General features: G+C 33.6%; 11 protein-coding genes. 4 read left to right on the forward strand and 7 right to left on the reverse strand.

All coding sequences use genetic code 11. The features are described 5' to 3' along the window. Positions 1–54: 54 nt before the first annotated feature. The 4 genes from ACN4EE_RS19475 to ACN4EE_RS19490 form a co-directional block, all read right to left on the reverse strand. Entirely contained in the window at positions 55–318 is a 264-nt protein-coding gene (locus ACN4EE_RS19475; protein ID WP_431708153.1) for a type II toxin-antitoxin system HigB family toxin, read from the reverse strand. A gap of 278 nt (positions 319–596) precedes the next feature. Next, on the reverse strand, positions 597–1523 hold the full coding sequence (locus ACN4EE_RS19480) for a hypothetical protein (RefSeq protein ID WP_431708154.1): 927 nt from the start codon (positions 1521–1523) through the stop codon (positions 597–599). Positions 1524–1545: 22 nt separating this feature from the next. Next, a complete protein-coding gene (locus tag ACN4EE_RS19485; protein WP_431708155.1) occupies positions 1546–2535 on the reverse strand; it encodes a TRAFAC clade GTPase domain-containing protein in 990 nt (329 codons plus the stop codon). A 27-nt stretch (positions 2536–2562) separates the two neighbouring features. Then, complete coding sequence (locus tag ACN4EE_RS19490) at positions 2563–4743, reverse strand: hypothetical protein (protein WP_431708156.1); 2181 nt, start codon at positions 4741–4743, stop codon at positions 2563–2565. A gap of 349 nt (positions 4744–5092) precedes the next feature. Between ACN4EE_RS19490 and ACN4EE_RS19495 the strand changes: the two genes are divergently transcribed. Continuing rightward, positions 5093–5734: an energy-coupling factor ABC transporter ATP-binding protein gene (locus ACN4EE_RS19495; protein ID WP_431708157.1), complete on the forward strand. Its 642-nt coding sequence runs from the start codon at positions 5093–5095 to the stop codon at positions 5732–5734. Between the two features lie 42 nt (positions 5735–5776). Here ACN4EE_RS19495 and ACN4EE_RS19500 read toward each other — a convergent pair whose 3' ends face one another. Both ACN4EE_RS19500 and thrC read right to left on the reverse strand, forming a co-directional pair. Further along, complete coding sequence (locus ACN4EE_RS19500) at positions 5777–6052, reverse strand: MoaD/ThiS family protein (protein WP_431708158.1); 276 nt, start codon at positions 6050–6052, stop codon at positions 5777–5779. A 108-nt stretch (positions 6053–6160) separates the two neighbouring features. Next, complete coding sequence (gene thrC, locus ACN4EE_RS19505) at positions 6161–7471, reverse strand: threonine synthase (RefSeq protein WP_431708159.1); 1311 nt, start codon at positions 7469–7471, stop codon at positions 6161–6163. Between the two features lie 572 nt (positions 7472–8043). Between thrC and ACN4EE_RS19510 the strand changes: the two genes are divergently transcribed. Beyond that, positions 8044–8154 carry a hypothetical protein gene (locus tag ACN4EE_RS19510; RefSeq protein ID WP_431708163.1) on the forward strand — a complete coding sequence of 37 codons (111 nt, stop codon included), beginning with the start codon at positions 8044–8046 and terminating at the stop codon, positions 8152–8154. Between the two features lie 61 nt (positions 8155–8215). Here the strand turns inward: ACN4EE_RS19510 and ACN4EE_RS19515 are convergent, their stop codons facing one another. After that, entirely contained in the window at positions 8216–9271 is a 1056-nt protein-coding gene (locus ACN4EE_RS19515) for a PstS family phosphate ABC transporter substrate-binding protein (RefSeq protein ID WP_431708160.1), read from the reverse strand. 258 nt (positions 9272–9529) lie between these two features. On the opposite strand from ACN4EE_RS19515, the gene ACN4EE_RS19520 reads away from it, so the two are divergent. Together ACN4EE_RS19520 and pstA are read left to right on the forward strand one after the other, a co-directional pair. Continuing rightward, entirely contained in the window at positions 9530–10672 is a 1143-nt protein-coding gene (locus ACN4EE_RS19520) for a hypothetical protein (RefSeq protein ID WP_431708161.1), read from the forward strand. Further along, positions 10665–12539 (forward strand): phosphate ABC transporter permease PstA, encoded by a 1875-nt coding sequence (pstA, locus tag ACN4EE_RS19525; RefSeq protein WP_431708162.1) that lies wholly within the window; start codon positions 10665–10667, stop codon positions 12537–12539. Before ACN4EE_RS19520 ends, pstA begins: the two co-directional genes overlap by 8 nt. The last annotated feature ends 49 nt before the right edge of the window (positions 12540–12588 follow it).

Below are 12588 nucleotides of genomic sequence, written 5' to 3' on the forward strand. Positions count from 1 at the left end.
ACTTGTCTGTAAGGCTAGTGCCGTCCTGTGAAGCAGAAACTCTTAATTGCGAAGTTAAGAAGCCCACATCTGTACCGTTAGGTCAGTGTGGGAGATGTCACTGTAATTAATGCTAACAATCAAACGATAGTTATTGCCTTTGATATTGAAAACGGTAAAACTACCAACAGATTCGGCTGGAGGATAAACTTTCTGAACTTCAATAAGATTAGTCCAAGTTGCCTGTTGAGCAGTTTTGTACCAGTCATCTAAGGACTTACAAGAATCTGTGTGTTTTTGACAATATTCTCGCAACAGTTTACGACTAATTATGTGCATTTTTCATGGGCTTACGATTGATTAAGTATTTCTGTTATTAGCTAAAAAAGATAGGCTAATTCCTATGATTATAATTATCTACATTTTATTTATGGTAGAACATATAACTCACAGGGCTCGATCGAACTGTAAACTTTAATTAAGTTTTTCTATAAAAGCTCGATCGAACTGTAAACTTTAATTAAGGTTTTGCACACTATCACTTAAAGATTTTTGTACTTTTTCTACCCCGTTTGATAATTAGATTTAGCCTTCGCAATATTCCAATTAAATTCTTATTATGGATTCGGAAATGCCTTATCAAATTCTTCTTTAGCAGTCTTAATTGCTTGTAACTGATTTTTTACTTCTAGTAATTCTGTTTCTAATTTTTCAATCTGAATTTTTGATGGTTCAAATTGATTTTTTAAAGAATCATATTGCTTGTTTAAATCGTTATATTGATAAAACCAAAAAACATTACTTACGATTAACACTATTGCTAATACGATCGATAATCCGTTGATGAATAATCCGTTGGAATTATTATTTGTAGAATAATTCTTTGATGATGTCGATGATTGTGACTTTTTTTCTAAAATAATCCATTCTCCGCCAGAAATTTTACTGGATAATCCACGCCAAGGATTTTCTTTTGTTATATTTTCTTTTGATTTGCTGTCAGTAATAAAGATTAATAAACCGTCTTTTTTAGGTAGGCTATAGCTTGTTATCTCATTAATTAATTCTTCTTTACACTTATCTGAATTAAAACTACCAATTTTATTATCTAAATCTGGTTGTGATGAATTTTGCTTAATCTCAGAATTATTTTGATTACCAATAGCCTTAATTTTTGGATAATCAATCTTAATTGCTGGTGTCTCAGTAATGGCTTTTGCAATTTCTTTTTCTAGTTCATCTTTAGCGGTTAAATATTCATAAATAATCGCTCTAATTTTTGCGTCATCATCATTATTATCAGCAATCCAAATTAAAGAATTACGAATAGGGCGAGTACGGTTGTCAATCCTATCACTTTTTAAAGCAGTTATTGCCAAAATTAGTTCGTTTGATTGACGATATAAAACTAGAGATTCAAATTCGGTATCTGCTAATTTTTCGAGTAAATCAGGAATGTTAGGAGATTCTAATTTACTATTTTCACCATTAAACCAATCGTAATCTACTGATTTATTGCGAGTTTCTATAAAAATTCTTTTCATAATATTTACCTTTATTTGTTATTTAATTAATTCTTAATAAATTTTCCCCTTGAAAAACCGTAAAAGCTCGATTATTTTTACAACCATTAGAAAACTCACTCATGGCATTGAGAAAAGTTTTATCTCGTTCCATCATGATAAAAATTAATTCAATAAAAGACATTTTTCGTTTTTGTAGATGCAGTTTTAATAAAAATCTAAGTAAATAACGTAAGGGTTGATCGCTATTTTTTGGTTTGTACAATTCATTAGGATCAGATTTACGAAAGAACCAAATCGGTTGACCATTTTCATCTTCTTCTATATAGGCAAAATCAACACTACCCAATGTTTCTACAGGTGTCATGACTGCAGCAACATAGGGAACTAGAGCATCACTACAGAAAAAATTGAGTAGATTGCTATATTTTTTTTGTATTTTGGTAACTAATTCCTCTTCATCGTTGCTTTTTCGTAAATATTTTTCACATTTAACAGGAGCAAAAATGACTAATTTAGGGGAATCGAGTTCGGCAAAACCACTTTTAAATAAATCATAAATAATTTGAGGTTGATTTAATTCTTCATGCCACCGACTATTGTTTTCCATTAGAGCAGGAGTATCAATGGCAATAATAATAGCTACTGATTCTTTTATATAGTTAATGACAGTTTCTTTTTTTCTGAGAATATAACCACCATGATAATCCTGAAACTGTAGCTCAAGAGAAGGAGATTGTCCTGTTTTTCCTAAGTCAAAATTATAAGTTCTAGCGGTTGTAGTGTTTTCTAATCCTCCTCGAATTTTAATACTATTTTGCTGTGCTGATTCTTTTAATTGTTTTAAACGTTGATCTAAGATAGTTTTAGTGTCATGATCTGGAGTTAATTGTAAATTAGTTTTACCAATAATCTGATCAAACTGATCATACATGGCACATAAAAGGCTTGTTTTCCCTACCCCAGAATGACCTAACATTGTTACTTTGAGAGTCTGTTTTTTCACTAGGGGTTGCAATATTCTTGATAACATAATTTGTGTTTTTCCATTAATAATTAATTATTTGAGTAAAGAAGAATTGATATTTTCTGTTTCTTCTATTAATTGAGTCCACTGTTGACGTAAACGGGTATTATCTCCCAAAATTTGAAAGGTATCACTCCAAATATCCGCTCTGTAAGGTAATAAAAACTTACGCCATTGTCTTTGAGCATCTTTACTTCTCAAGACTAAATCCACAAATTCCTCCACGATGGCAAAGGCGGCTTGACTTGGTATTCGCAAAAAGTTGTTATCTAGGGCATTTTTACACAGATAAATCGTTTCTTTGTATAACTCTTGCAGATTATCTAAAACATCTTGCTCTTTTCCTCCTTTTGGTAATGGACTATTATCTTGTCTTAAATTGTCCAAATTTTCTCGAATATGGTATTGAATTAAACCTCGATAAGATAGCTCAAAATTTCCCATAACAGTAAAACCTTCTTTCAAAGTAGTACAGGAATCAGGAATTAAATCTGTTATTTCTTGCAAAAATTTACTACCTTTGTCCATGCTTAAACCTTTTAAATTACACTGATTAGTTAAAACATTAGTAATCTCTATTTTTAATTCTTCGATCGATTTTTTTAAGCCATCATCTAAGTTAAGAAAACGACGAGATAAACCTGTTCTTATTTCATTAATATAAGTACCATAAGTACTAGGATAATCACCTTGTATAATGCTATTTTTTCTTTTTCTGATCTGTTCGAGACTAGGGAAAATAGTTTCATCTTTTTGGCACTCTTGAAAAACCTTTTCTACTTGTTCTTTAAAATAATCATCTTGATCATTTCTTTTTTCTCTTAAATCTTCTAATAAATCTGTTAAATCATTGGTAAGATTATCCCAAAAATTATCAAAAAGTTCATCAAATGTTGACTCAGATTCAACACTGTCAACTTTATTTAAAGTCTCTTTTGCTTTCTGCAATTCTCCTTTAATTGTGGACTGTAAATCAGCTAATTCATCATAAAAAGCTGTGACATATTTTTGATCTAATTGACTGATATTCTGACTTAAATAATCGAGAGTTTTTTCTAAAATTTTCTCGTTTACTTCTTCGGGATTGGCACAGTTGGCAATGATATAATCACTGAAAATGAATGTTTTTTCTTTAGAGACATTAATAATTGATTTCAGTAAATCTTGACAATTAGTGAAATTATCACCCTGTTTTGAATCTTTGTCAGTTTTATTTAAAACCATAAATGACCATAATTTTACAGGCAAATCCTCCAAAGAAGCATTGACAGTATCGTAAAGTTTAACATCCACATCTGCCCAATAATCTCTCAAAGTATGGGGCATTTTTACGAATAAAACAAAATCAATTTCTTCAGCTAACGTTTTTATCATTCTTGCTTCATCACCAATACCAGTATTCCCCAATCCTGGCATATCAACTACAGCGATTTGCTCTACTTCTTTGTTAGGAAATTGACAGGTAATTTTAACTTCTTTAACGGCTAAATAATTAAAATAAACACGCTCTCCATTTTTATCATCTTGAGCTACATATTGACGAATTTTATCTTGACTAATATCCAGAGGAGAAGGGCATCTTAATAGATCACTATATTTATCAAAATGAGTATAATAATCTTTTAAGTGTTCGTATTTAGCTTGATTTTCAGCACCTTCTAATCTTAGAGTTGGTAAGGGATTATTCGCAAAATCTTGAATGGAAATGGGATGTTGTCCTAAGTCTAAGGCAGTATAGTAGGGATTGATAATTTCATGGAGAAAACTTTGTTCTCTATAAAAATAGACTTTTGCTTTGGTTTCCTGATCGTGCGTATGGTGAATACTACTCCGAACGCCTGTACAGTGTTGACGATCGCCGTCTGGTATTTCTTCTGAGCTTAACCCCGTAAGACTTTGTAATAAACGACTTTTTCCTTGCCCTGCACGTCCTACTACTCCTATATTTAATGTTTGTCTTTCAAAACGCTTGAATAGTTTACTGAGTTTTTCTAAAGATTCTAGTATTTTAGTTTTGGAGTCACTGAAATTGATTTCTTGTAACTTACCTAATACTTTATCGTCTTGAGTTTTTGCTTGTAACTGATTACGATAATCTTCTAGGTTGTGCCAAGTAATCTGTAAGTGATTCAGGTTGTCTTCCACTTTCTTTAATGATTCAGCAAGGGGTTGACGCAGAGCGATGATTTCTTGGATTTTTTGACTTTTATTCATAGGACAATTTATTCATAATTAAAGATTATAGAATACTTTGTCTAATTAATATTTCATATTTTTGATTCACTATTACACATCTACCATATTTAATACTTTAGGAGAGTTGAATATTCTTAGAAGTTACGCACTTGTACCAAAAATCAAAGGATTGAGATTCCTTCGCTACTCTCGGAATGACAGAATATCGTTAAAGGTGCGTAAATCCTAATTATTTAATTCCTACGAAGCCAATCAAAAAACATCAATCTTCTTCATATCAAAAATTCGATCGAACTTGAGTCAAGATAAATAAATAAGCTATTATTAGTTAAGTTCAACATTACTAAACGATCGATCATTAATTACATTGTCTGAATTTGCCATTGAAATTGAAAACTTAAGTTTTGGTTGGAATCTACAAACTCCAGTCCTCAATTCTTGTACTCTGAAAGTCCCAAGGGGAGAATTTTGGATGTTACTAGGTAATAATGGTTGTGGAAAGTCAACTTTACTGCGATTATTAGCAGGTTTACTCACTCCCTCAAGTGGTACATCAACGATGGATAAACCACTGGGATTTGTGTTTCAAAATCCTGATCATCAATTAGTAATGCCCACTGTCGCCGCCGATATTGCCTTTGGTTTAGTGGAAGAAAAATTGAACCTTTCTCAAGTTAAATATAGAGTAAGAGAAGCCCTCACGGCGGTTAATCTCCTTGAATTAGAAACCCGACCGATATATGCTTTAAGTGGTGGACAAAAACAAAGAATCGCTATTGCAGGTGCGATCGCCCGTCATTGTCAGGTATTATTACTAGATGAACCTACAGCACTACTCGATCCTGAAACGCAAATAGAGTTAGTCTCTTTAGTTCAAAAAATAGTTAAAGAGCGAGGAATTACCGCCCTTTGGGTGACGCATCGTCTGGAAGAATTAAACTATGCCGATGGTTATTTTTTATTAAAACAAGGGCAAGTAGCTAGTCAGGGAAAACCTAACCGTTTGTAAAATCAATAATGACACAGGCAAGATGCCTGTTTTACGAATAGATCAACCTCCAGCTACGGCGGGTACAATACTTACTTCATCACCATCAGCTAAAGGAGTCGCAACGTTATCTAAAAAGCGAATATCCTCACTATTTACATAGAAATTGAGGAAACGGCGAGGAGCACCTTGTTCGTCACATAAACGCGCTTTGATACCAGGGCAATTTGTTTCTAACGCATCCAGTAATTCTTGAATCGTGGTTGCACTACATTCGATCGTAGCTTGTTCTTTAGTAAATTTTTGTAAAGCGGTAGGAATTAATACTTTTACGGACATATTTTAATAAATTTTAATAAAGTTTATAAATTCGTAGGGGTTGAATAATATTCAACCCTTGATTATGAAAAATACAGGCAAGATGCCTGTTTTACTAAGATAAGTTGATTAGACTAATACTTGTTGCCATTCTAAACGATCGAGAGTACGAGAGCGTTCTAAAGCACGTTCAAAACTATCTAATTTAGGCTCGATGATGAAAGGCTCGGCTATGTAACCTTGTACAGCTTCTTGGGTTTTTAAACCATTACCAGTGATATAAACCACGGTAGTTTCTTCAGGATCAATTTTTCCTGCTTCCACTAATTTTTTCAATACTGCAACGGTTGTGCCTCCAGCAGTTTCAGTAAAAATACCTTCAGTTTCTGCTAAAAGTTTGATACCTTCAATAATTTCGGCATCCGTTACAGATTCGATATTACCGTTGGTTTTACGCGCTAAATCTAAGGCATACATTCCATCGGCGGGATTACCGATAGCGATCGATTTAGCGATGGTGTTAGGCTTAACAGGGGTAACAAAATCTCTACCTTCTCTGAAGGCTTGAGCAATGGGAGAGCAACCTTCCGCCTGCGCACCACTAAAACGCACGGGTTTATCATCCACTAAACCAACTTTGACAAACTCTTGGAAACCTTTGTAAATTTTGGTAAATAAAGAACCAGAGGCTAAAGGTGCAACAATATGATCAGGTAACTTCCATCCTAATTGTTCAGCTACTTCAAAGCCTAAAGTTTTAGAACCTTCAGAGTAGTAAGGACGTAGGTTAATATTAACAAAACCCCAACCGTAGGTATTACCGACTTCGCAACAAAGGCGGTTTACTTGGTCATAGTTACCTTTAACAGCCATTACCGTAGGATTATAGATTAATGTGCCTAAAACTTTTCCTGCTTCTAAATCCGAAGGAATGAAAACACAACAGTCTAAACCTGCATGGGCTGCGATCGCAGCAGTGGAGTTAGCGAGATTACCAGTACTAGCACAGGAGACGGTAGTAAAACCTAACTCTCTAGCACGGGTTAAGGCAACAGAAACGACTCTATCCTTAAAACTAAGGGTAGGCATATTAACAGCATCATTTTTAATATAAAGATTTTTCAGACCCAAACGACGAGCCAAGCGGTTGGATTTGACAAGGGGAGTCATCCCTGTACCCACATCGATGGGGTTTTCACTTTCAACGGGTAAAAAGGCTTTGTAGCGCCAGATGGAATTTGGTCCGTTTGCGATGGTTTCACGACTTACTTGAGCCTTGATTGCATCATAATCGTAGGCAACTTCCAAAGGTGCAAAGGTTTCTTCGCAAATATGAATTGCTTTAAGAGGGTATTCTGTGCTTCCTTCTTTAGAAACTAATTTGGTGAAGGTAGGTTTAAAAGTGTTTTTAGTTACGGGACGATCGAGTGCTTGGGTCATTTTATCTTCTCCTGTGTGATCGATAATGATGAATCTGAAAATAATCTTTAAATGATTGCTTATGGAGTAAGTATAACAACTTAATTTTTTCTTGGCAAATATACCCGACTATTTTTGTCGGAATTTAAAATAACCTGAGTTCGAGATAAAATTTTCGGTATTGTAAAGGTATCAGGTGTTAGGTATTAGGTGAAAAAATTGACAACAAATATATCTTAATGATTTTTTTAAGGTTCAATTGTTCGATCGAATTATCTCATCATCTGAAAATTATAGATTCGATCGAGCAGTTAATTAACTAGGACTGACGCACCTCTAACGACATTCTGTCATTCCGAGAGTAGCGAAGGAATCTCAATCCCCAGGGCAAACGCATACAAAACTTAATAATTGTAGAGTACAGACTCTTTTTTATCCTATCAAAAAGTCATAGAATGAGGTAATCGGCATTTCTCGTCAATTAAGTACTTGTAACATAGCTTTTGAGCTAACCATAGTAAGCCGTTCTAGTGTTGATTTAGGGATTTTGGCTCCAAACAGACCTAATTTTTATTTGTACCCCCATAGCGTCTATTTTACCCACCTTAAAACGATTAATTTCTTATCTACCTTCTAATCTTGGTATTGTCAATGTAGGTTCGGTTAAGGGTTCGATCGTACTTAGCATTTTCATAGTAGTTTAGCATAAGAATTGGGAGAACCTTTTGAGGGATTTAAGGCTTTTTTCTCATTACTCATTACTCATTACTTATCCAACATTTTGTCTAGTTTAACGCCAATAGTTGAACCATCAGCGAACATAGTACCAGTTTTCTGCTCCTCAAGACGGGCTAAGGTTTTATCATAAACTGTGTCAGATAAATGAATATAACCGATTTCGTCCACGATCGATTTATGATCTTTACTGAGATAATATTCTACGAAACTTTTGACTTCTGGACGTTGTAAAGATGCTTTTTTTACATAGATAAAAATAGGACGGGCGAGGGGTTGATATGTACCAGCTTCTACGGTAGCAATACTAGGCTCAATACAACCATCACCATTACTGGAATCTTCATCATCGATCGAAATGGGCTTAACTTTTGTTAAGTTTTCCTCTAAATAAGAAAGACCAAAGTAGCCTAAAGCACCTCTTTCGCCTCCGACACCCTGTACAATGACGTTATCATCTTCACTAGCTGTATAGTCTCCCCTACTTTCTCCCCCTTTACCATTAATTGCTTCTGTAAAGTAATCATAAGTACCAGAATCTGTACCAGGTCCGTATAAGTTTAATGGTACATCAGGAAAACTCGATCGAACTTGTTTCCAATTAGTGATTTTACCCTGAGCGGAGGGATTCCAGATAGTTTCTAATTCTTTTTGTGTCAAACACACCGCCCAATCGTTTTCAGGATTCACCACCACCGATAAAGCATCAAAAGCCACGGGTAACTCTACATAATCAATTCCAGCCTCTTGACATTTTTCTAATTCTTCCTTTTTAATGGGGCGAGAAGCGTTAGAAATGTCCGTTTCCCCCGCACAAAATTTCTTAAAACCGCCACCAGTGCCAGATACCCCAATGGCAATTTTTACTCCTTCATTCTCATCCTGAAAATCCTCCGCCATAGCCTGAGTTATCGGGAAAACTGTCGATGAACCATCAATACTAATATTACCACTTAAATCACTTTTTTGTGATGTATTCGTCATAGCAGTTGAGTTATTTTCCCCACAGGATTGTAAACCCATTACCACCATAATTAAGGGCAAAAATAAGCCTAATTTACCTACTTTATTACTATTAATTTTCATAAAATTTACTGTATTTATTGATACATTTACTTGTTTATTCGCTTAAAATATAACTTATTAATCTATTAATTAAGGTTATTGCAAATTTAAGAATAGGTTAAGTTTTAATTAATAGAAAATTAAAGAATAAAACCCTTGACAATTCAAGATTAATCCTCCACAATTTAAAAGTAATTACCATCAAAATTATGGTCAAATTTATACTTAATCATATCCTGAAATTTATGATTTACTGTTTAGGGTCAATTACCTTCTACCATGAAAAATGAAAATAATGTTAATCAATATTACACGACTTTAAAACAATTACCTTTAGATAATTATAGGGTTGATTTAAAAGTATCTACGGAAATAGTAGAAGAACAACTCTTGTTAAATCCGAAACTTTCAGGGGTTTTTATTCTTAAAAATAATGAAGTATTCGGGGTTATTTCTCGGCGTAAATTCTTTGAAAAAATGAGTAAAGAATATGCCAGGGATATTTATAGTAAACGTCCCATTAAAATACTCATGGAAAGTTTTGATTATGAGCCTTTAAAAATTCCCTTAAAAACAAGTATTAATGATGCCGTAAAAATCGCTTTAGAGCGTAGTGCTGATCTTATTTATGAGCCTATTATTGTGACAAAAAAAGGTGAAGAAGTGGGAATGTTAGAATTAAGTATTTTAATTTTATACCAAGCTCAAACCTTTTCTACTATTAATGATAAACTTTTAGAACAAGAAAAAAATTTAAGAGATTATGCCAGTTCGATCGAACTAGAAAAACAGAAAGTAAAAGAGTATGCAAATCAACTTGAAACACAGCAAAATGATTTAAAAAAAGCTAATAAATTACTGAAAAAGCAAACAGAAGAATTAGAAGAAAAACAAAATCAATTATTCTTAGAAACTCAAAAAGTTAGTACCTTAAATCATAGATTTTCTGAAGTAGCTTTACTGTTATCTAAAGAAGGAAAAAATACCTTTTCAGCTTTGAGTGAAAGTGTAGAATCGATGATTAAATTTACTGAACAAATTAACGAAATTGGTGACAGTTTTCAAGAAAAATTTAAAAACGTTAATCAGGCAACAGATTTAATTAATAAAATCAGTAAAAGAGTAGAAAACTTATCTTTTCAAGCGGGGGTAATGGTGGCAAATTTACCCGCAGATGACGGTAGAGGTTTATCTTTTAATATGATTGCTGAAGAAATCAAAAAACTGAGTTTACAAATTGCAGAAGCCACAGCCAGTGTTAATAGTATTGCAAAACAATTAAAACCTGAAATTAAAATTCTGGTTAATACTGCCCAAGAAAATAGAGAAGTTGTTAAAAGTTTAACCCGTAACTCTCAAGGTACACAATTAGCTTTAAATAAATTAACTAATTTAGTTGAACAAGGAGGAGATAATGTATAAAACATCTTCAGTAAATTTAATTAAAAATGGCAAATCTTGGCAGGAAATTTGTTTCACTATTTTAGGTTATATTCCTATTATTATTACTTTCACTATTTTTAGTATTTTTATTACTCAGACTTGGCAATTTTTTCAAGAAGTTTCCATTTTTGATTTTTTCACCAGTAAGGAATGGACTCCTAACTATAGTAATGCTCAATTTGGGATTATTGTTTTACTTTCTGGTACTTTTTTAGTCACTTTAATCTCATTAATAGTTGCTATTCCTTTAGGTATTTTAGCAGGAATTTATTTAGCAGAATATGCCTCTAATAAATGGAGAGGTATTTTAAAAATTTCTTTAGAATCTTTAAACGGTATTCCGGGGGTTGTTTATGGGTATTTTGCCCTTTTATTTCTGACTCCTTTTTTACAAGCTAAATTTTTTCCTTCTTTGGGGGGGTTTAATGCTTTAAGTGCTGGTATTTGCATCGGCATTTTAATTCTCCCTATCATCGTAGCTTTGACGGAAGAAGCCTTAATATATCTCTCTCCTGAGTTGCGCAATTCTGGTTATGCCTTAGCCTTAACTAAACAAGAGGTTATCCGTTTAATTCTCTTACCAGCAATCTTCCCGAAAGTTTTATCTGCTATCACTTTAGCCACTTCTGTAGCTGTGGGTGAAACTATGATTGTTTCTATTGCGTCTGGGCAAAAACCGAATCTGACTCTCAATCCTTTTGATTCGATCGAAACCATTACATCATTTATTATTAGGGTAAGTTTAGGCACAGTAGAGTTTGACTCTATTATGTTTAAAACTATCTTTACCGTGGGATTCATACTATTTTTAGCTACATTTTTACTTAATACCCTGAGTTATTGGTTACAAAATAATCAAGAAAAAAATGAAAATACTAATAAAATAAATTCAACAATATTTAACAATAATGTTATTCAAAAAAAACAGGATAATTTTTTCTATACGCCTCCTGTAGAAAGAGAAATAGTTAACCTCAAAAGTAGTATTTCATTTCCTAGAATTATACTCGATCGAACCTTAAAAGTTAGTGGTTTTTTAGCTGGAATTGTGGGGATTGTTTTTTTAATCATCTTATTATGGGATGTGGGAGAAACAGGCTTCCACCGTATTAACTGGACATTTTTAACTAGCTTTGCATCTCGTAGGGTAGAAGACTCAGGGATATTAGCAGGTTTAGTCGGTAGTTTATGGTTATTTATTCTGAGTTTAATTATGGTTGTACCCTTGGGTGTGGGCAGTGCCATTTATTTGGAAGAATATCGAAAAAATAACGCCTTAAACCGCTTTTTAGAAGTTAGTATCGCCAATTTAGCGGCTATTCCTACTATTATCTATGGTTTACTCGGTTTAGAAATTTTTGTCCGTTTATTAAAACCCGTCACTGGTGGTTATAGCATCCTTTCTGGGGCATTAGTTTTAACGGTGATGACGTTACCCACCCTGATTATCACCAGTCGTAGTGCCTTAAAAAATGTGGGCAAAACCTTACGACAGGGAGGCTATGCCGTAGGAATGACAAAAGAGCAAGTATTACAACAATTAGTCATTCCCCGTGCCTTACCCGGCATCATTACGGGGGTATTAATTGCACAAATCCGTGCCTTAGCAGAAACCGCCGCCTTAATTGGAGTAGGTGCAAAAGCATCTGTGCGATTTTTGCCTCCTCTGTCATGGGAAGGCTTAACCAGTAGTTATACCACTTTACCAGTACAAATATTCTATTGGTTACAAAATCCCAGAGAGGAGATTCAATCCTTAGCGGCTGCCGCCATTATTGTTTTAGTGGTGATACTATTAATTCTCAATTTAATTTCTTTATTAATTCGAGCATCAATTAACAATTAATAAGTAATAAGTAATAAGTAATAAGTAATAAGTAATAAGTAATAAGTAA

This window comes from Geminocystis sp. CENA526 (assembly GCF_050753365.1).
GTDB lineage: Bacteria > Cyanobacteriota > Cyanobacteriia > Cyanobacteriales > Cyanobacteriaceae > Geminocystis.

Excerpts from the sequence above, each read along its gene's own strand:
- ACN4EE_RS19475 (WP_431708153.1), bottom strand. The coding sequence starts at position 318 with ATGCACATAATTAGTCGTAAACTGTTGCGAGAATATTGTCAAAAACAC.
- ACN4EE_RS19480 (WP_431708154.1), bottom strand. The coding sequence starts at position 1,523 with ATGAAAAGAATTTTTATAGAAACTCGCAATAAATCAGTAGATTACGAT.
- ACN4EE_RS19485 (WP_431708155.1), bottom strand. The coding sequence starts at position 2,535 with ATGTTATCAAGAATATTGCAACCCCTAGTGAAAAAACAGACTCTCAAA.
- ACN4EE_RS19490 (WP_431708156.1), bottom strand. The coding sequence starts at position 4,743 with ATGAATAAAAGTCAAAAAATCCAAGAAATCATCGCTCTGCGTCAACCC.
- ACN4EE_RS19500 (WP_431708158.1), bottom strand. The coding sequence starts at position 6,052 with ATGTCCGTAAAAGTATTAATTCCTACCGCTTTACAAAAATTTACTAAA.
- thrC (WP_431708159.1), bottom strand. The coding sequence starts at position 7,471 with ATGACCCAAGCACTCGATCGTCCCGTAACTAAAAACACTTTTAAACCT.
- ACN4EE_RS19515 (WP_431708160.1), bottom strand. The coding sequence starts at position 9,271 with ATGAAAATTAATAGTAATAAAGTAGGTAAATTAGGCTTATTTTTGCCC.
- ACN4EE_RS19520 (WP_431708161.1), top strand. The coding sequence starts at position 9,530 with ATGAAAAATGAAAATAATGTTAATCAATATTACACGACTTTAAAACAA.
- pstA (WP_431708162.1), top strand. The coding sequence starts at position 10,665 with ATGTATAAAACATCTTCAGTAAATTTAATTAAAAATGGCAAATCTTGG.